Source organism: Nonomuraea sp. NPDC005501 (assembly GCF_040605905.1).
Lineage (GTDB): Bacteria > Actinomycetota > Actinomycetes > Streptosporangiales > Streptosporangiaceae > Nonomuraea.
Genome location: NZ_JBEXDT010000075.1, coordinates 17,344 through 35,210 on the forward strand (window position 1 = coordinate 17,344; position 17,867 = coordinate 35,210).

17 protein-coding genes are annotated in these 17,867 nt (G+C 71.2%); 3 read left to right on the forward strand and 14 right to left on the reverse strand.

The window, feature by feature from the left end:
- Positions 1-7: 7 nt before the first annotated feature.
- Positions 8-688, reverse strand: a complete 681-nt coding sequence (locus ABZS51_RS30340; protein ID WP_355447991.1) for a carboxymuconolactone decarboxylase family protein — start codon at positions 686-688, stop codon at positions 8-10.
- Positions 689-762: 74 nt separating this feature from the next.
- Here ABZS51_RS30340 and ABZS51_RS30345 point away from each other — a divergent pair, with 74 nt between their 5' ends.
- Positions 763-1,422, forward strand: a complete 660-nt coding sequence (locus ABZS51_RS30345; RefSeq protein ID WP_355447994.1) for a TetR/AcrR family transcriptional regulator — start codon at positions 763-765, stop codon at positions 1,420-1,422.
- Positions 1,423-1,559: 137 nt separating this feature from the next.
- On the opposite strand, the gene ABZS51_RS30350 is transcribed toward ABZS51_RS30345, so the two are convergent.
- From ABZS51_RS30350 to ABZS51_RS30370, 5 genes are all read right to left on the reverse strand, one after another.
- Positions 1,560-2,540, reverse strand: coding sequence for a pyridoxal-phosphate dependent enzyme (locus tag ABZS51_RS30350; RefSeq protein ID WP_355447997.1), 981 nt, complete (start codon positions 2,538-2,540; stop codon positions 1,560-1,562).
- A gap of 79 nt (positions 2,541-2,619) precedes the next feature.
- A complete protein-coding gene (locus ABZS51_RS30355; protein ID WP_355448000.1) occupies positions 2,620-3,321 on the reverse strand; it encodes an MBL fold metallo-hydrolase in 702 nt (233 codons plus the stop codon).
- Positions 3,318-4,022 carry a DsbA family protein gene (locus ABZS51_RS30360; RefSeq protein WP_355448003.1) on the reverse strand — a complete coding sequence of 235 codons (705 nt, stop codon included), beginning with the start codon at positions 4,020-4,022 and terminating at the stop codon, positions 3,318-3,320. Before ABZS51_RS30360 ends, ABZS51_RS30355 begins: the two co-directional genes overlap by 4 nt.
- Positions 4,019-4,504: a pyridoxamine 5'-phosphate oxidase family protein gene (locus tag ABZS51_RS30365; RefSeq protein WP_355448005.1), complete on the reverse strand. Its 486-nt coding sequence runs from the start codon at positions 4,502-4,504 to the stop codon at positions 4,019-4,021. Before ABZS51_RS30365 ends, ABZS51_RS30360 begins: the two co-directional genes overlap by 4 nt.
- Positions 4,504-5,130, reverse strand: a complete 627-nt coding sequence (locus ABZS51_RS30370) for an NAD(P)H-dependent oxidoreductase (RefSeq protein ID WP_355448007.1) — start codon at positions 5,128-5,130, stop codon at positions 4,504-4,506. The genes ABZS51_RS30365 and ABZS51_RS30370 overlap by 1 nt, the downstream gene beginning before the upstream one ends.
- 197 nt (positions 5,131-5,327) lie before the next feature.
- Between ABZS51_RS30370 and ABZS51_RS30375 the strand changes: the two genes are divergently transcribed.
- Positions 5,328-5,756, forward strand: a complete 429-nt coding sequence (locus ABZS51_RS30375; protein WP_355448010.1) for a helix-turn-helix domain-containing protein — start codon at positions 5,328-5,330, stop codon at positions 5,754-5,756.
- 63 nt (positions 5,757-5,819) lie between these two features.
- A complete protein-coding gene (locus tag ABZS51_RS30380; protein WP_355448013.1) occupies positions 5,820-7,061 on the forward strand; it encodes an MAB_1171c family putative transporter in 1,242 nt (413 codons plus the stop codon).
- Here ABZS51_RS30380 and ABZS51_RS30385 read toward each other — a convergent pair.
- The 8 genes from ABZS51_RS30385 to ABZS51_RS30420 form a co-directional block, all read right to left on the reverse strand.
- Positions 7,012-7,365 carry a hypothetical protein gene (locus tag ABZS51_RS30385; RefSeq protein ID WP_355448016.1) on the reverse strand — a complete coding sequence of 118 codons (354 nt, stop codon included), beginning with the start codon at positions 7,363-7,365 and terminating at the stop codon, positions 7,012-7,014. The two genes, ABZS51_RS30380 and ABZS51_RS30385, sit on opposite strands and share 50 nt — an antisense overlap.
- An 11-nt stretch (positions 7,366-7,376) precedes the next feature.
- Positions 7,377-9,323, reverse strand: coding sequence for a TOMM precursor leader peptide-binding protein (locus ABZS51_RS30390; protein ID WP_355448019.1), 1,947 nt, complete (start codon positions 9,321-9,323; stop codon positions 7,377-7,379).
- Positions 9,316-11,298 (reverse strand): YcaO-like family protein, encoded by a 1,983-nt coding sequence (locus ABZS51_RS30395; protein WP_355448022.1) that lies wholly within the window; start codon positions 11,296-11,298, stop codon positions 9,316-9,318. Before ABZS51_RS30395 ends, ABZS51_RS30390 begins: the two co-directional genes overlap by 8 nt.
- 57 nt (positions 11,299-11,355) lie before the next feature.
- Positions 11,356-12,774, reverse strand: coding sequence for a SagB family peptide dehydrogenase (locus tag ABZS51_RS30400; protein WP_355448025.1), 1,419 nt, complete (start codon positions 12,772-12,774; stop codon positions 11,356-11,358).
- On the reverse strand, positions 12,771-13,814 hold the full coding sequence (locus ABZS51_RS30405; RefSeq protein ID WP_355448028.1) for a thiopeptide maturation pyridine synthase: 1,044 nt from the start codon (positions 13,812-13,814) through the stop codon (positions 12,771-12,773). Before ABZS51_RS30405 ends, ABZS51_RS30400 begins: the two co-directional genes overlap by 4 nt.
- A gap of 3 nt (positions 13,815-13,817) precedes the next feature.
- A complete protein-coding gene (locus ABZS51_RS30410) occupies positions 13,818-14,798 on the reverse strand; it encodes a thiopeptide-type bacteriocin biosynthesis protein (protein WP_355448031.1) in 981 nt (326 codons plus the stop codon).
- On the reverse strand, positions 14,791-17,436 hold the full coding sequence (locus ABZS51_RS30415; RefSeq protein ID WP_355448033.1) for a lantibiotic dehydratase: 2,646 nt from the start codon (positions 17,434-17,436) through the stop codon (positions 14,791-14,793). The genes ABZS51_RS30410 and ABZS51_RS30415 overlap by 8 nt, the downstream gene beginning before the upstream one ends.
- Positions 17,437-17,521: 85 nt before the next feature.
- On the reverse strand, positions 17,522-17,710 hold the full coding sequence (locus ABZS51_RS30420; protein ID WP_355448036.1) for a thiomuracin/GE37468 family thiazolyl RiPP peptide: 189 nt from the start codon (positions 17,708-17,710) through the stop codon (positions 17,522-17,524).
- Positions 17,711-17,867: the final 157 nt, after the last annotated feature.

A 17,867-nucleotide genomic window follows, 5' to 3' on the forward strand; every position in this document is an offset into this window, starting at 1 on the left:
ACCTCGGTCAGGCGTAGACCGAGCCTGTCTCGGTGAGCAGCGCGTTCAGCACGCGCATGCCGCGCCAGGCCCGCGTGAGCCCGAAGAGCGCGGAGAACCGCACGACGGCGCGGACCTCCTCGGGCGCGGCCCCGGCGCCGAGGGCCCGCGTCGTGTGGGCGCGGAAGCTCTCGTCGAGCGTCTGATAGAGCACGTCCACGGTCATCGTCGCGAACGCGCGCTCCCGCACGCTGAGCCGCGTCATCCCGGCCCGCATGCGTGACTGCAGGGCCATGTACCCGCCGAAGGGCGCGTCCAGTTCGGTGACCGCCCGCAGCATCGACGCCGGCAGTGGACTGCCCGTGCCGTCGGCGTTCACCTGGTGCCCCTCCCCCGCGGAGCCGTCCAGGCCGTGCGCCCGCTCGATCTCGGCCAGCCGGGCCAGCGCCGCGTGCGCCGCGGGGTAGCCGCTGTCGTAGGCGATGAAGCGGAGCAGCTCGCGCAGGTCGCCCACGGGCACGCCGTGCTCCGGCGCCGTCGTCACATGCTCCTCGAACGGCAGCCCGAGGGTCTGTTCGCACACGTCGGCGACGACGGACAGCAGGATCTTCTCTCTCGTGCTCAGCTCCGGGAGCTCGTCCCAGACCGCCCGGTAGGTGGCCGCGCTCATCTCCGCGAACACGGGGTCCAGCGCCTTCACATCCGACATGACTCTCCTCGATGACTGAACGGTTGTAGCGCTACGACTGTAGCCCAACACCTGTCCCCCTACAATGGGTCGTCATGGACACGATCGGCGAGCAGCCCGGCGAGCAGAGCGGCGGGCGGGGCGATCGGCGGGGCGGCGGGCGGCGGCGCAACCCGCGCGGCCAGGGCGACCGGCTGCGCGACGAGATCGTCACCGTCACCGTCCGGCTGCTGGACGAGCTGGGCGACGACCAGGCGCTGTCCCTGCGCGCGGTCACGCGCGAGGTCGGCATCGCGACGACCTCGGTCTACATCCACTTCGCCGACCGCGACGCCCTCGTGCTCGCCGCGCTGGAGCGCTTCCACGGCGATCTCGTACGCGCCGTGGACGAGGCGGAGGCCACCGCCCCGGACCCCGCCGGCCGGCTGCGCGCCCGGGTCCTGACGCTGGGCGAGTGGGTACGGCGCCACCCGGGCCTGTACAAGGTGCTGCACGAGAGCACCCTCAACCAGCGCACGTCGATGACGTTCAAGCAGGAGCTGACCGAGCGCACCACCGCCGTGGTGCGGAGCTGCATGGACGCCGGGCTGGCCCCGCCGGACGATCCCGCGCTCGTCTCGCTGGACCTGCGGGCGGCCGTCCACGGCGCGGTGTCGATGCGCGTCAACCAGCCCGACATGCCGTGGCCGCCGCTGGAGGACCAGGTGGACAGGTTCCTCGCCAAGCTCGTCGGCATCCGGCCCGCCTCCCCCTGACGGCTCTCCAGAGTGACGTCCCTCCCCGTCCCCGGACGACATTCCCGATGTGGTGATCGACCACGTTCAGCGCTGCTTGGCTCGACGAGCGCAACACGGATCAGGAGCGCCGAAAGCATGGGGGCGAGGAGCGATCGTCACGACCTGTGGAGGGGAGCCGCGCCGACCCAGCGGTGGTAGGCGTCCACGTCGACGTTGCTGCCGCACACGATGGTGACCACGTGCCGCCCGGCGAAGCGGTCACGGTCTTCGAGGATCGTCGCGATGCCGAGCGCGGCCGACGGCTCGACGACGAGGCCGGCGTGGTCGAGGAGCATCCGCATACCGGCGATGATCGACGCCTCCTGGACCAGGACGGCGTCGTCGGCGACCAGGAGGAGGTCGTCCAGGACGGCTGGGATGGGACGCCGGCCGGCGACGCCGTCAGCGATGGTGTCGGTCGAGTCGGTGGTGACGACGCGCCGTCGGCGCCACGAGTGTGTCATCGCCGGTGCGCCCAGCGGCTGGACGCAGATCACCTCGACTTCGGGCGCGCAAGCCTTCACCACATGACCCACACCGGTGGCCAGCGCCCCGCCGCCGAGAGCGATCAGGACGGCGTCGAACGACGGCACGGTTTCCACCAGTTCCAGGCCGATGGTCGCCGCGCCCTCGCAGGTCTCGATGTCCAGGCTGTCCTCGACCAGCCGGATGCCGCCGTACCGCGCGATGTCCGCCGCCCGCTCGCGGGCCATGTCGAAGTCGCCGTCCACCAGCTCCAGCCTGGCGCCCAAGGCGCGGATGCGGTCGAGCTTGGCCGCAGGCGCGAACCGGGAGGCCACGACGGTGACGTCGAGCCCCCGGCCGCGACCGGACCAGGCGAGGGCTTGGCCGAGGTTGCCCGCGCTGGCGCACACCACGGCTCGCGGGCCACGGTCGGCGAGCAGGCTCGCGACCACCTCGGTGCCGCGCGCCTTGAAGCTGCGCACCGGGTTCGCCGTTTCGAGCTTGACGCTCACCGCGCATCCGAGGACGCGCTCCAGCGCCTCGCAGCGGTACAGCGGAGTGTCGAGGAAGACCGGGTCGATCACCCGGCGGGCCGCCCGGATCCGGGCGGTGTCGAGGCGCGTCTCCTGCACGGCACAGCAGCGTAGCTCCGCCGGCGCAGTTTCGGCGGGTGCACGCGGCGACCCGTGCCGGACGGCCGGTCGGCACCGCTCACCAGCCGCGTGCGATCCATTCGTCCAGGTGCGGGAGCTCGGCGGCCACGGTGGTGCTGCGGCCGTGTCCGGGATGGATGCCGGCCGCGCCCGGATACGCCAGGAGCCTGCGTACGGACCGAATGATGACCGGAAAGTCCGACAGCGGAGGGCCGGTGAGTCCGGGCCCGCCGGGGAACAGGGTGTCCCCGGTCAGCAGGTGCCCGTCCACTGCCACCGTCAGCCCGCCCGGAGTATGCCCGGGGGTGTGCAGGGCACGGACCGCCAGCGGACCGACGTGCAGGACCTGGCCGTCCAGGATCGGCACGGACACGCCATCCCACAGCCGGGCATCAGCGGAGAAGGCCAACCGCGCGGGGTCGCGCGCAAGGAGATCGGCCGTCGCGGTGCCCGCGTCCCAGTGGCCGGTGCGGCGGGCGGTCGCGATCTCGTGCGGCCATACGGGCTGGTCGGCGGGGTGCGCGAGAACCGGGACGCCGAGCGCCTCCACGACCTCGGGCACGGCCAGAACGTGATCGAAGTGCGCGTGGGTGAGGAGCACGGCGACCACGTCCAGGCCGGCGACGGCGTCCAGGACGGAACCTGGCTCGTCCCCGGGATCCACGATCAGCGCGCGGCGGTCGCCGTGGGCGTGCAGGATCCAGCAGTTGGTCCCGAGCACGCCGACGACGACCCGCCGCAGCACGGCCCTGGCGGTCACACCTGTACGACCCGTTCGAGCAGGTCGTCGTACACGCCGGGGTCATGGGAGTCGACGACGGGGAAGCCGGCCGCCCACGGACCCTCCCAGTGCACCCGGACCCCGGGGTTGTCGACGGCGGTCCCGTCCGCGAAGCGGAACGTCGGGCTGCCGGGAACGGTGTCGGTCCGGGAGATGGCGAAGTCGCGCATGACGTCGGCGCGGTGCCGGCCGTCGTCCAGCGCGGCGGCCAGCTCGGTCACGTCGACGACGCCGGCCGGCAGCTCCCCCGCGACCTGCAGGATGACCTGCCGGTGGCTGATCGACCGGGAGTGGGTCCAGAACGCCCGTCGCAACGCGAGGTCGAGCTCCTCCCCGGCCGCCAGGCTCTGGGCGTTCGCGGCGTGCACGGCTTCGGCGGCGAGCAGCACGGTGTGGGGATAGAGGTCGTCGGCGGCGGTCCAGACCCGGAACTCCGCGTCAGGCTCGATCTGCCCCAGCCCGACGGCCTCGGTGTCGGTGCCGCGGCGGGGATGCGGGCCGTTGAACAGCTCCAAGGGAAACGTCCGGTGCTCAAGCCGGACGATTCCGTCCAGACCGAGCCGCGCACGTGCCCGGCGCAGCCGCAGCAGACCGACGTAGGCGAACGGGCACAGCAGGTCCGACCAGACCTGGACGGTGCCCGCCGCGACCGGCGGCGGCGCGGAAGGGTCCGTTGTCATCCGTGCTCCTGATGTTCGGTTCCGACGGGATTGGTGGTGAATCGGGCCGGCCGCAGCAGTACGGCGGTACGGCGCTCCGCGGCCATCACGCGGTCGTACTCGGCCAGATCAGAATGGTTCCCGCCGGCGGCGTGGTAGATGTCGCGCAGCAGCCCCGGCAGCCTGTCGGGGCCGGTTCCCGGCAGCGGATCGTCAGGGCCGGCGAGCTGGGCGGACCCGTGGGCGGCGACCCATTCCCATCCGGACCGGAAGACGAGCGTGGCGTGCGGGTTCCGGCGCAGATTCGCCAGCTTCGCGGTGCCCCCGCGGGCGACGAGAGCGAGCGTGGGCGCCCCGGTGGCCGGGTGCGGCAGGATCCCGGCGTTGACGACGCTGACCGACGGCTGCCCGTCCGGCCGCAGTGTCACGAGCACCGCGAGCCACCGCTCCGTCTCGCCGTACTCCCGGACGAGCCGCAGCCCCTCCTCCTCGGAAACAGCCATCAGAAGACTTTCGCGACGTCCCGGGCGCGCGCGTCGGCCGCCCGCCGCGCTTCGTCCCAGTCGCCGGCGAGGGTGGGGTGGAATCGGATCTGCTGGAGGTCGGTCAGGCCGGTCCAGCGCAGCCAGTCCTCGAAGAACGTCGACTGGAAGTCGCTGCCGAACTCCGGACCGAGGGGCGGCCCCCATACCGCGCTGGTGTAGATGACGGCCACCCGCTTGCCGCGTCCCGCCAGCTGGTGGCCGTACCCGGTCACGGGGTCGACGGTGAAGATCCAGCCGGGCTGGCTGACGACGTCGATGAACTGCTTGAGCACGTACGGCACCGACGCGTTCCACATCGGCACGCTGAAGAGCAGCCGGTCCGCGGAGTCGAACCGCTCGAACGTCGCACGCGCGGCGGCCCACGCCTCGGCCTCGGCTCCCCGCGGCTCGTCGCCGGCGAACACCGTCATCTTGGCCCTGGCCCCCACGGCGAAGCCGGGCAGCGATCCGTCCCAGAGGTCCCAGTGCTCGACCTCGTCACCGGGGTGGGCCTCCTGGTACGTCTCCGTGAACACCCGCGCGATCCGCAACGACTCCGACGCCTCGCCGCGTGGCGAGGCGGAGATGTGCAGCAGCTTGCCCATCGTGATCGACCTCCTCACATCTAGCGGACTGCGGTCCGCTTATCTCGATGAGCGCCACGATACGGACTCCGGTCCGCTTTGGTCAACAGGTGGAGGCCGGAAGACCTTGGGCGGCGCCGGAGAAGGTGCCGTCCGTCAACGCCTGTGTAGGATGACGGCAAAGTCGCTAAACTCTGGCTGTAAGGATCGGCACGGCGATGAGCGTTGATGAGACTCCCCGGACGCTGGCCGACAAGCTGAACCGGTTGTTCCAGACGGTCCGTCGCCAAGGTGACGCCGAATACAGCAACGTCGCGGTCGCGGAGGCCATCAGCAAGGGCCAGGACGTACAGATCTCGCATACCTATATCTGGCAGTTGCGCACCGGCCGGCGGGTCAATCCGACGATCATGCATCTGACGGCGCTGGCCACGTTCTTCGGGGTGCCGGTCGCCTACTTCCTGGACGACGCGGAGACCGCCAAGATCGACAAGGATCTGGAGCTGCTGGCCGGCATGCGCAAGGCGGGTGTCACGCACATCGCCCTGCGCAGCGCCGAGCTGACCCAGGGCAGCCGCGCCGCCATCACCGAAATGGTCAATCAGCTATGGAAGCTGGAGAATCCCTGCGATGAAGACGCCAGGTGATCTCTTGGCCGCCGATCTTCGATGTCCGCCGCCGGCCCCGGACCCGGCCATGGCGCACGCATCTTGATCGGCCTGGCCGTCGCCGGCTGGATCGCGGCGGGCATCAAGCTGTTCCACCTGCGCGCCGCACCCGACTGCCGGTCGACGCGGTGGATGTGCGCCGCGTTGCTGACGCTCTCGGTGTCGATCTGCCTGCAGGACCGGACCGTCCACGAGGTGATCGACGGCCACACGACGCTCAACACGGCGGGCACCCTTTCCAACTGCCTGACCTTGCTCGCCGCGACCTCCGGGCAATGCGCCTTCTTCTACATGGTCCATCCGGCCGGGCAGGCCGTGCGGAGCACCCGGGTACGTCTGCGGCTGCTGACCGGCGTCCTGGCACTGATCGGCATCCTGCACGCGACGACCCCGTCGAACTACGCGGAGGCCCTGGCCAGTCAGCAGACCGCCGTGCAGGTCCCGGTGATCTCGGCCGGCTCCTACGTCTATGCCGTGTATCTGGCGATGATCGTCACCGAGATCGCGCGCGCCACGCGCTACCGCGCGAGTGCCGCGAGAGGCTTCTCCCTCCGCAACGGCCTGCGCCTGCTGCTGCTCGGCCTGACCTGCACCATCGCCTATGCGGGGCTACGGCTCGCCGCCATGTCCGCCCACCTCCTCGGATGGGAGGTGCCGTGGCTGTACGGCAACCTGATCGGGATGGTGTTCCGCCTCGCGATCCTGTTCGTCGTGACCGGCATCCTGCTGCCTGTCGCGGGCCCGCGACTGGGGCTGGACCGTCTCGCCCGGTGGTGGTCGCTCGATCGCTCCTATCGCAGGCTCTTCCCGCTCTGGAAACTGCTGTACGACGCGTTCCCGGCCATCGCCCTCGATCCGCCGAGGACCCGGCACGTCGATCTCCGGAATCCGGAGCAGGCCCTGTACCGGCGGATCGTCGAGATCTGGGACGGCCGCCTCCGGCTCCTCCCCTATTTCGACCCGCGTATCGCCGAAACGCGACGGGCGCGGGCCACGGGCCTGTCCGACGACGCGCGCACGATCGCCGTCGAGGCCGCTCTGATCACCTCCGCCCTGCGCCGCAGCAGGCTCGGCGAGCGGCCGGACACGCGCGGACAGGCGATCCCCGACAACAGCCCGGCCGATCCTGACGCCGAACTCGACTGGTTGGTCCGGTTGGCGGCGGCCGTCACGGCCGAGAGCCTGAGCGATCCGGAGACCTCACCGCCGGAGACCTCACCGCAGGCGGGCCCGCTCAGCCTGCGGTCGAGTGGTCTCCTTCCATCGCGGCGCCGAGCCCTGTGAGGCTCGGGTACGCACTGATGCCTTCGGCGATGGCTTCGAGCCGGAAGACGCTCACCGACGTGGGCGGGTAGCCGATGAGCTCGACGACGCGGCTCACCCTGGCGAACCCGTCCATGGCCTCGGCGGAGTCCCAGAGGTAGACCGCCCCCCAGGTCTGGCGGTCGGGGTTGGAGAACCACGCCTTCAGCCGCATCCCCTCGAGCGTGGCGTAGGCGTCGACGGCGTAGTCCCGCAGGTAGTCGCGCAGGCTCTCCACGGTCGCCGTGGACCTGCTGAGATCCCAGGCGACGATCGATACGAACATGACCGGCCCTTCTACGGGAAAGCGTGCGGGTACGGGTTGACGTCCTGCGGCTCCAGGGGCCGATCCCGGTATCCGAGCCGGTACGGCACCTCGTACAGCCTCGGCAGACCGTCGACCCGCCGGTAGTCGTGGCCGAAGGTGACCGGCAGGGTGCCGGGGATGACGACCTTCACGCAGGCCAGGTCGGACACCTCGTGCTCGGGGGTCGTCTGATCCACCACGATGACGTCGGCACCGGTGACGAGGTAGCGGTCGACCAGCTCGATCAGGTCGTCCCGCAGATCGGCGTTGCGCAGTCGCGCCGGCGCCGGAAGGTCGTCGATGTGCCGCCGCCGTGGCGTCTCGACGAGGAACCGCAGCCGGTCGTACGTCCTGTGGTCGCCGTACAACAGGCGATGGTCCTCCATCTCCTTCACCAGCGACGAGTCGTCCACCATCCGGCCGGCCTCGTCCATGTGGTCGGGATAGCGCTTGACGAGGTCGGCGAGGAGGGGGCCGAGCTCGTTGAGCGCGTTCTCGATCGCGCGCTCCGGGACGGGGTGCGCGCCCGCCGAGCACGCGGCCTTCGGACGTTTCTCGTCGTCGCCTGGATCGACGGCCATCGCCCAGACGCAGGGGATGCCCTGTTCGAGGGTAGTGTCGAAGAGCATCACCTGGTAGCCGGTCTCGGCCTCGACGGCTTCGATGATCAGCGGGATCATCGAGTCGCGGGCGGAGGTCACGTCGATGCGCGGGACCGGCATGCGCGCGTACCACGTCATCATGAAGGCGTCGCGCTCGGCCACTTCGAGGATCCCGTGGAAGACGGCCTCCTCGAGGCTGCCGCCCAGGGCGCAGCCGTTGGAGACCTCCTGGACGAACGGCGGGCGGGCGGCGTCATGGTGGCGGGCCCGGTAGTAGGCGTAGGTCTCGGGGACCAGCACAGGAGCGCTGCGGGCGAAGGAGTATCCCCAGACCCAGCGGCACACCTGCTCCTCGTCGAACGGGCGGTACGGGAAGCCGGGGAGCCGATGCCGCTCCGCCGGATAGAGACCGAGTGTCCGGGGGTCGATCGCGTCGCGGCGGACCTCGGCGTAACTGGCCGACACCGTGGTGCGCTTTCCCCCGGGCTCCATGCCGCCGTGCCGTTCCAGCGTCTCCAGCATGGCGGTGACCTGGCTGCCCTGGTAGTTGCGGGTACGGCCGAAGCCGTACTCGGTCGACCCCTGGCGCAGACCCATGGGCGCCGCGGCGACGACGATGCCGCCCTCGGTGCTCTTGAGAACGGATCGGATGAGACCGCTCTCGCCGTCGACGTACCTGGCCTTGAGCGGGTCCACCTCGCCGATCATCGAGCGGAGGCGGTAGACGTCCGGGGCCGGTTTGGGGCGGGACCGGAGGGAGATGCCCGCCCGCGAGCGGTCGTCGGGCGGCAGCGTCCCGCAGGTGTCACAGAGCGGGTCGGGCAGGAACGGGTGCGGCTCGACGGCCAGTGTCTCCAGGTCCACGTAGAGGAAGGCGGATCTCGTGCGCGCGGTTTGCCCGTTGACGAGCCGGGCGATCTCCTCGGCGGCCAGGGTGGCGGCGAGGTCGGCCGCCAACCCGGTGAGCCAGGCCGACGGCATCGCGGACAGGGTGGCCCCGTGCTCCCGCCACACCGTCTCGTGCCCGTCGGGCTGGAGACGGGCCAGCCTCCGCCGGAACTCGCCGCAGTCCACGCAACCGGGAAGCCCGGGCACCTCCAGCGGGCCGATGACGACCCGGCCCAGTTCGGCACGTACGGGCAGCCAGGGCACGCCCGCCTCCTCGGCGGAGGCCCTGACCCGGGCGTAGCCGGAGAGGTCCCAGCGGTCATGGGCCACGACGGCCGCGACGGCACCGGAGGTCAGGAGCGGCGAGACGGAGGATCCGCTGCCGGACAGCGCCGCGACAATGCTCTCCGCGAGCAGCCCTTCGCCGAGGACGGCGATCTCATGCATGGGTCAGCACCACGCGGACGGTGTACGGCATGATCGAATGAACCTCACGATCGTGGTCGAGGGGCACCGCCACCGGCGAGAGACCGCGTCCGGCCAGCGCGGACACCAGGATCGCCGAGTCGGTGCGGAAGGAGTCGGGCAAGCGCCGGGTCGCCGGACCGCGCAGCCCGGGCGGTATTCCCGGCGGGGCGGGCGGCGCGTAGGCGGCCTGGTCGTTCTGCCGCGCCTGGTAATGGAGGAGGGCCTGTTCGAGCGCGCCGGTCACGGCGTCGGCCGCCGACGAGCCGGCGGCGTACCCGACAGGCGTGTCACCCAGGTAGGTCATGGCGGCCGGAATCCCCGACGGCCCGGTGAGGTCGTAGCACGTGACCGCCTCGCCCGTGACCCGGAGCATGGACCTGTACCGTTCGCCGCGCGGTGGAAGCGACCCGGTGTCCAGGTCGAAGTGGGGCACGGGCGTCGTCCGGTGCTCCAGATCGGCGAGCGCCACCCGTCCCGCCTGCTCGGCCAGCGCGACGTCGACGGCCTCCTGCCAGCTGTATCCCGCGGCGATGCCTGTGGGGACTCCCGTGGGGATTCCCGCGGTGGCCCGGCCCGTGCCGGACAGCGCGGGGAAGGCGACGTCCGCGGCGACGGCTCGCGTTCCGCCGTCGGTGAGCCGGCGGCCGAGGACGAGCCCGCTGATCCTTCCGGCTCGCAGGTCCGCGAGCAGGGAGTCGGGGTCGGACTCCGGCGTGGCCAGCGGAGCGCGGCCGTCGGCCGAGAGCAGCCGGCGCGGATCCACCATCAGCGAGGCGTAGACGGCGAACGCCTTCAGGGCGGCCTGGTGGCGCGCGGACTCGAAGTCGAGACCCGTTCCGACGACCCTGGAGACGGCGCCACCGAGCAGTCCGGCCGGGTCGGGTACCTCCACCTCGCTGACGTGCAGGGGGATCTGCGCGTAGTCGCGCTCGGTCGGCTCCCCGAACACTCCCAGGAGATCGTCGGCGCACACCACCGCCCGCCGGGAGAACTCCTCCCGGCCGAGAACGTCGCCGGCCGGGCCGGCGAAACCGGGGAGCGGGGGTTCCGCCGGCCGGAGGTAGGGGTGCGGGACGAAGGCGTGTGACGTACGGCGCAGCGTGGCCAGGTCGATCCTGGTCAGCCGGGCATGGTGGTCGTCCAGCAGGCCGGTGGCGGTCCGGAAGGCCAGGTGGACCAGGACACCGGCGACGGCGGCGGCCTGCGCCTGATCGACGGCGACGGGCGAGCGCTGCGCGGGCCGGGCCGCCACCCGGCGCCGGCCCGCCGTCCAGCTCGCCGCCGATCGCGTGCCGAGGTCCTCGGGGCCGAGCCAGACCTCGCCGTCCAGCAGGACCGCCTGAGCCAGGGGGATCCTGCGCTCCGCGCAGAGCCTGTCGAGCAGCGGCTCATGAGCCGCGCCGCCGGAGACGTGCAGAACGAGGTCCGCGCTTTCGAGCAGGGGCAGCAGTCCCTCCTCGCTGAAGTCGGCGAGCCGGTGCCGCTCGACCTTCTGGTCGGGGGTACGCCGCCCGCGCTCGACCCATGCGACGTCCTGAGGCTCCGGGGTGGCCATCTTCACCAGGCGCGATCCCGTGCGCAGGGCGGCACGTGCCACCCACGGCACCAGGTCCCCCGACCCCAGAACGAGCATCACTTTATCCCGATATGCCCGAAATATGGTGATAGGCGAGTCTCGGAAATGCGCGATAAAAGCCACCTCATGGCGATATTCCGGATATTCCGGATATTCCAGGGCCGCCTCCTGCTCCGCGGTGCCGACGTCTCTCACGACGTCCCGCTCCAGCAGCGCGGTGAGCAGGCTCTCCACGGCGGCCCGGCGCTCGGGCGGCAGCTCCTCCGTCAGTTCGGCCAGCGTGTGCCGTCCGTCGAGGTAGGGCTTCAGCAGGTCGATCAGCGGCCCGGCGGACCGGCCTTTCAGATGACTGGCTCCCCGGTACGTGAGCAGGTACATCCCTGCGGAATCCGGGGCATGGAACGCATCGGGGCGTAGCAGCAGGCCCACGTTCGTCTACTCCTGTTCCTCGTCGGCGGGCGGGCTCGGCCGGCTCCCGAGCATGAACTCGCCCACGCTGGCCTCGATCGCCGGATCGGCTCCCGTGGCCTCGTTGAAGGCCGGCGCGTCACCCCCGCCAAGACCGGAGGCGGCCAGTCCCATGGCGGTCGCGACCAGGTACATGGTCTGGAAGAGCACCCCGACATGCTTGAGGATGAGGGCGTACGGCATCTCCTCGTACGTCCACATCACCCGCCCGAACCTGGCCGACACGACGATCAGGACCTGGGGCCACGTGGTGGTGGCCGCCGCCCGGCCCGCGGTCGCGAGCAGCCGCCCGACCGCGGGGCCGGGCTCGCAGACCGGGCGCAGCCTGTGCTCGTGCGCGTCGTAGTGGTACATGCCCGGCGCCAGGCCCGCGACATTCCGGACGACCGGGTACAACTCCAGCTCGTCGACCCCGCCGCCGGCGGGACGGGGCGTGTCGACGTACTCCACGCCCTCCCACACGTTGACCCGGCGTACCCGGGCACACCGGTAGAGCAGCTCCGCGAGCTGGTCGGCCGTGATCGGGCGGTCGTCGTCGTGCTCGCGGATCGAGCGCCGCTCCTCGATGGCGTCGGTCAGGCGGAGGTCGCGCACGCGGATCTCGTCCAGGACCGGTACCCGCAGGTCGACCGCGGGTCCCGGATAGGGTTCCCGGCGCGCGGGGAGCGGAGGGAACTGCCCTTGCCCCCATTTCGTCCGGCCGAATCCGGCGTCGAAGTAGCCTCCGTTCCCGTTGCGGCTGCGCGAATGGAACCACAGGTCGTGCGGGCGCCACTGGCGCAGGCGCCACTGCGACTCCGCGTCGCTCCCGGCGGGGATCGCGATGCCGGTCCAGCTCAGATCGCGCAGCAGCCTGGCGATCAGCTCTTCGGGCAGCGGGCCCTTCAACGTGTCCGTCGAGAGCGGCCGCGCCATCTCCGTGAGCACGGCCGCGACTTCCGGGTCATGGATCAGCACCTGTGCCCACGAGGCCGGGGCCTCGGCGAGGATGTCCTCCCCCTCACGCCGGAACACCGCGAAACCGGACAGCTTCACCTCGTGGTGGAGGTCCTGCTCCACGTCCGGGGCGGGCGCCCGGACGGGCTGCACCGTGTACAACGGCCTGCCGAGACGGCTCAGCGTGGTCGTCACCCATCCCCCGCTCCGCAGGGCTGCGAGGAATCCCGGGTCGGACTCACCGATCGCCGTCAGCTCCGACGGCGGGCACGGCCCCTCGGCCAGGCGACGCAGTACGGCACGACCGCCCGCGCCCACCGGCCCGAACGATTCCACCCTCCGCCACAGATCATGACGGAACAGGTGCAGCTCGCCGTCCGCGCCCGTCGCGCTGTAGACCCCCGGCCGCAGCCGCAGATGCTCCTCGTACGCCGGAGCCTCGCCGGTCATGACGCACGTCCTTCCCGCACCGGTGTCTCCAGGTACGTCTCCACGGTGTCGGCGAGCAGATGACACAGGAGGAAGCGCTCGACGGGGGCGAGGCCGAGCCGGGTCAGGTGCAGATAGGTGAGGTTGAGCATCAGCCGGTACAGGAGGAACTCGGGCGCGTCCCGGATCTGCGCCCACACGGGATCGGCGTAGCCCGCGCGATGAAAGGGACTCGACTCGGCCAGCTTCGACTCCTCCTCGGCGCTGACGGTCGGCACGACGAACGCGCCCTGTTCGAGGAGCCGCGCCCCCCGCCGTTGGTACGGGATGAGCGCGGCCACCCAGTCCGACAGCAGCGAGGCGTCCACGTCGTCGCCGCCGAGCACCGCCCGCAGCTGGGCGAGGAGGGTCTGGCGGTGTTCGCGGTAGTAGCCGTCCCACAACGGCCTCATCCCGCGCGCTTCCGGGAAGGTCGACAGGAACGCCTCGGCGTGGGACCTGAAGGTGAAGTATCCCTGTGAGATGTCGGTGCCCGACAGGCGGTGCGCCGTCGCCACCATCAGCTTGAACGCCAGTTGCCGCCGTCGCGCGCCGCCACCGGCCTCGGTCATCGCGAAGGCGAGGCCGGTGGTGTCGGCGTAGAAATCCGCCACCAGCTCCGCCATGTGCTCCCCGCCCAGGACCTCTTCCCGGTCGTCGTACTCGGCGACGCGGAGGGTGTTGTCGGGGAACCACGGCGTCAGGGGGCCGGTCTCCCGCTCCAGCTCGGCCAGCCGCTGATGCGAGGAGAGCTCCTGCCCGGGGTCGAGCGGCAGCGTTGACGGGCGCTCGGCCAGGCAGCCGCCGATGATCTTCTCCGCGGCCGGCCACACCACCTGCGTGAAGGTGTCGTGGTCGGTGCGGAAATTGAGCCGCAGATGGGGTCCCTGCCGCCAGTGCCGGGTGTAGAAGAGCTTGTCCACCCGCCCTGCCAGCTCACGGAAGAGCGGGCGCACTCCGTGCAGGATCAACGGGTCCTTGTCATGGTCGTAGTAGCGGACGTGAATGCTGTTCCAGTCCACGGACTATCTCTCCTCCTCCGCGAGCACGGCCACCGCGTCCGCGCACAGCAGCCGGACGGCCCCCTCTTCCTGCACGGTCACGCCCAGCCGGTTGCAGACCAGGTGAGCGCAGATGTCGAGAACGGTGAGGACCTGCCGGGCCTTGACCGCGCCCTCCCCTTCCCAGCCCCGGGGCGGTGGCTCGAACCGGCCGGCGGCGGCCTCGGCGGCCAGCGCCTCACGGAGCGTGGACACCGATCGGGCCCAATCGGCCAGGGAGCCCGGCCCGGAGACCTGCTCCAGGTGCCTGGCGAGCTCTCTCATCGCGCGAGCGAGGCCGACGACGCGATCACGGTGGTGCTCCGTCGGTTGCGCGGTCGCTCCCGCGAGGCCGGCTTCGGTCACGTCGCCGGGCCGGTCCTGGTCGACCCTGACCCACGGAGCGAGCCGGGCCGCATCCTGCTCACCGCAGAACCAGGTGAGCAGGATCATCGCGGTCCCCGCGGTGGTGCGGTCCTCCGGCCGCAGGCCGGCGGACAGGAGGCCGAGGGCGATGCGGCTGGACTCCGTGAAGTGCCGCTCCACCGCCTCCATCGAGGCCCCGGTGCCGTAGCGGTCGTGCTCCCGCCGGTACGGGATGAACGCCACGGAATTGTTCGGGGCGAGCTGCGCCGTGTGGCCGGGAAGTCCCTCCCACCGGGCCAGGGCTTCGCCCACGGCGGCATAGTCTTGCCGGCTCATGGAACGGCCCGCCGGATTCTCGGCGAGATACTTCTCGAACCTCTCCGTGATGACCCGTTCCACCTCGGCCCGGTGCGCGGGGTCGGTGGGCAGCGCACGGAAGCGCAGATGCGGCCCTCCGTCCCAGTACCGCAGGAAGAACGCGTCCTCCGCGAGCCCCCGCCCGGCGAGCTCGGCGATCAGCGGACCGGCCGCGTCCGTCAGCAGCGCGTCCAGGTTCTCGTGATAGAAGACGTGGGCGCTGACCCAGTCTGATTCATGCATTCCGGCCGTCCTGGTCAGAGATCTCGATGAGAAATTCGGTGACGCTGGGGTCGTCGGGGTCCGGCCCCAGCGCGTCCTCGAAGTCGGGCAGCACCTCGTCGAAGATCACCATCGGCCCCGAACTCCGCAGCATCTTCTCGAAGGCCGTGACCAGGAACCAGTTGGCGAAGTCGACGTAGACGGGCTTGCGGGATTTGTCGAAGATCCACTGCGTCCAGTCCCCCGTCCCCTCGCCCTCGTCCGGACGTGCGAACCGGACGAAGGACCGCACCGGGATGTCGTGCTCGTGCAGCCACGACACCAGGCGCAGCAGATAGGCGGCGTCGTCCTCGCCCTTGGCGCGTTCCGGAAGCATCTCCTTCGGCACGATCCGGCGGGCACGCTGGATCACCACGCCGCCGATGTCCACCCGGGGATAGGCCACCGGCGACACGGGGAGGTCGAGATCGGCCGGATCGGCCAGCAACGGAATGCTGGGATGCACGTAGTGCGTCTCTCCCGAGACCTGGATCAGCAGGCGAGCCGCCGGTGGGAGCAGCAGGTCGGACATCATGCCCAGATGAAGGGCGGAGAGTTCGGCGCCCAGCCGCTCCGAGACCACCGTGAGCAGGCCGCTGCGCGGATCGAGGACCATCCCGAGGTCTCCCAGAGGGATGCGCTCCTCCACGGGACGGCTGCTGACCGCGAACGGATAGTCGATCTCGTACGCCACGTGCGGCACCCGTCTGTTCAACGCCGAGGCGGCCACCCCGCCCAGTTCGGCGAGCACCCGGGCACTCGGCCGGCGCTCCGTGGCCGGGCTCTCGCCCGTGGCCTCCGCCATCAGGGCCAGCACCCTGCTCCGTCCACGGCCGTAACCGGTGTGCGCCGCGTTGAGCACCAGCCCGAGCCCGCCGTGACCGGGGACGACCTGCACATAGCAGGCCAGGGAGCGCGGGGGCACCACCCACGACGGCCAGTCCTCCGTCAGCTTCCTGATCACCTCCGCCGGGACGCTCACGACGCCGTCCCTCTCCGGCTGGGCGAGCACCGCCTGACGTGCCTCCCGCTGGATCGCGGCCAGCTCCCGCAGCTGCGGCAGCCGGCTCTCGGACAGAGCGCCGCCCGCCCCCAGGGACGGGCCCATCAGCCGGGCGACCTCGCGCGCCGCATCGCTCAGCTCGGCGGATTCGGCGTCCTGCGCGAGCACCTCCTGGAGCGCCCGGTGCAGGACGAGGAGGGGAACGCGGGCACCCGGGCCGAAGCGCTCGGAGAAGTAGGCGGCGAGGGCGATACGGAACGGCAGCGTCAGGTCGAAGGCGCCCAGCCAGCGCCGTACCACGTCCAGGTCCTCGAGCGCCGGACGCCACGCCGCCGACCCGACCTCCGCCACCGGACCCGTGAAGACGGCGTTCTCGCGGAAGGTGTGCCTGCCCTGCCCGTCAAGCGCGGCCGGCTCGAACCCGAGCGGTTGCGCCAGGTCGGTGAGCGCGGCCTCCAGTTCGTACTGCCGTTTCCAGTGCCCCTCGACGTCGTCCACGGCCACGGGCAGCCGCGCCTGCCGGCGTACGCGCCGCAACGCCTGGACGACGTCCGCGAACTCGGCTCCCCCGTGGTCCGCGACCCACGCGGCCAGGTCGCCCAGCGGATCGGTCGACTGGTCGGCGACAGGGTGCTGCTCCTCCAGGAGTCCGGCCCGCACCAACGCCTGGAGGAACGCCTCGACCGGGGACTCGTCGGCGGCGCCGCCCGCCAGGCCGGAGCGGAGCTCGGCCGGCGTGGATCCCGGGCGGCCCGCCGCCAGGCTCAGGCATGCCTCGACCGCGGCGGTGGCCGGCAGGGTCACGATGGGTTCGTCGGCGGAGCGCCCGAGGAAGCTGATGGTCGCGTCCCGGCGGGTCGCACTCGGGTTGACCCGCAGGACCAGGTGCCGGGCCAGGCGTGGATCGCGGGTCAGCGTTTCGCCGATCCGCTGCAGCAGGAAGGTGTGGATCTCCAGCACTCCCTGGATCTCCGCGGGAGCGAACCGTACGGGTGACTCACCCGCTGCACCGTCCGCCCACGTCCCGGTGCCACTCGCCATGAAGGTGCCGTAGGGGCTCGTCTTGGCGGCCGCTCTCGCCAGGTACTTCGCCAGCCGCGCCAGTGACTGCCTGCGCGGTCGTCGCCGCGCGTCCGCCAGCCACTTGGCCAGCTCGCCGAACAGGGCCGGGCTGGCCTGGGACAAGGCCCGGCGGAAGCCCGGATGACCTGCCACCTCACGCAGGACGAGCTCCTTCTCCCGCAGCTCGGAGGCGAACACGTCGTCGAGTGCGCGTCGCCCGTCATCGAGGCGGTGCCTGGTGACGATCCAGGATTCGATCGCGTCGCCGATCTCGGCGGGGACGAGCGCGGCGACCCGCGCGTTCCATTCGGTGTCGCGGGGCAGTCGTCGCTGGTGCAGCGCCCTGCGCAAGCCGACCAGAGCCGGCTTGGCCGTACCGGCGTCCAGCGCTCCGATCAGGGGATACAGTGCCTCCGACAACGCCTCGCCGTCGCGCCGTAACGTGGCCGCCAGCCGGGCCAGCCCTTCCGCCCGGCCGTACGCGCTGTCCAGGCGCAGTCGCGACAACGCCGCCACCGGCACACCCGCGACCCGCACCACGACAGACGACTCCACGTGGGCGCCGCTCGTTAAGATCACCATGTCCTCCGGAAGCGCCGGAGCCGGGCCGCCGGCGCCACGCCGGCGGCCCAGCCGGGAATCAGCTGCTGCTCGAGCTCGTCGACGACGTCGAGGTGCTGCAGACGCTCGGGCAGAGCACGGACGCGCCGTTCTCCGCCATCCCGTGGCCCGCGGTCAGCGACTCGATGGCGAGACCGCTGTCGGCGAGGTCGAAAACGTCCATCGGCAGGTTCTTGAGGTCGAAGTCGAGCTTCTGGGAAACGCTCATTTTTCTTTCCAGCCTTTCTCGGGAGAAAATCGAAGGACCTATAGCCGTGAATAACCGGTCCCTGCTCACCTCCAGGAAACGTGCGGCTATGTGCTCCGACGGAAGGCTAACCCCGGCGCGCGGAGAACAGCCTTTCTCCGGCCTGTCACCGACCTGT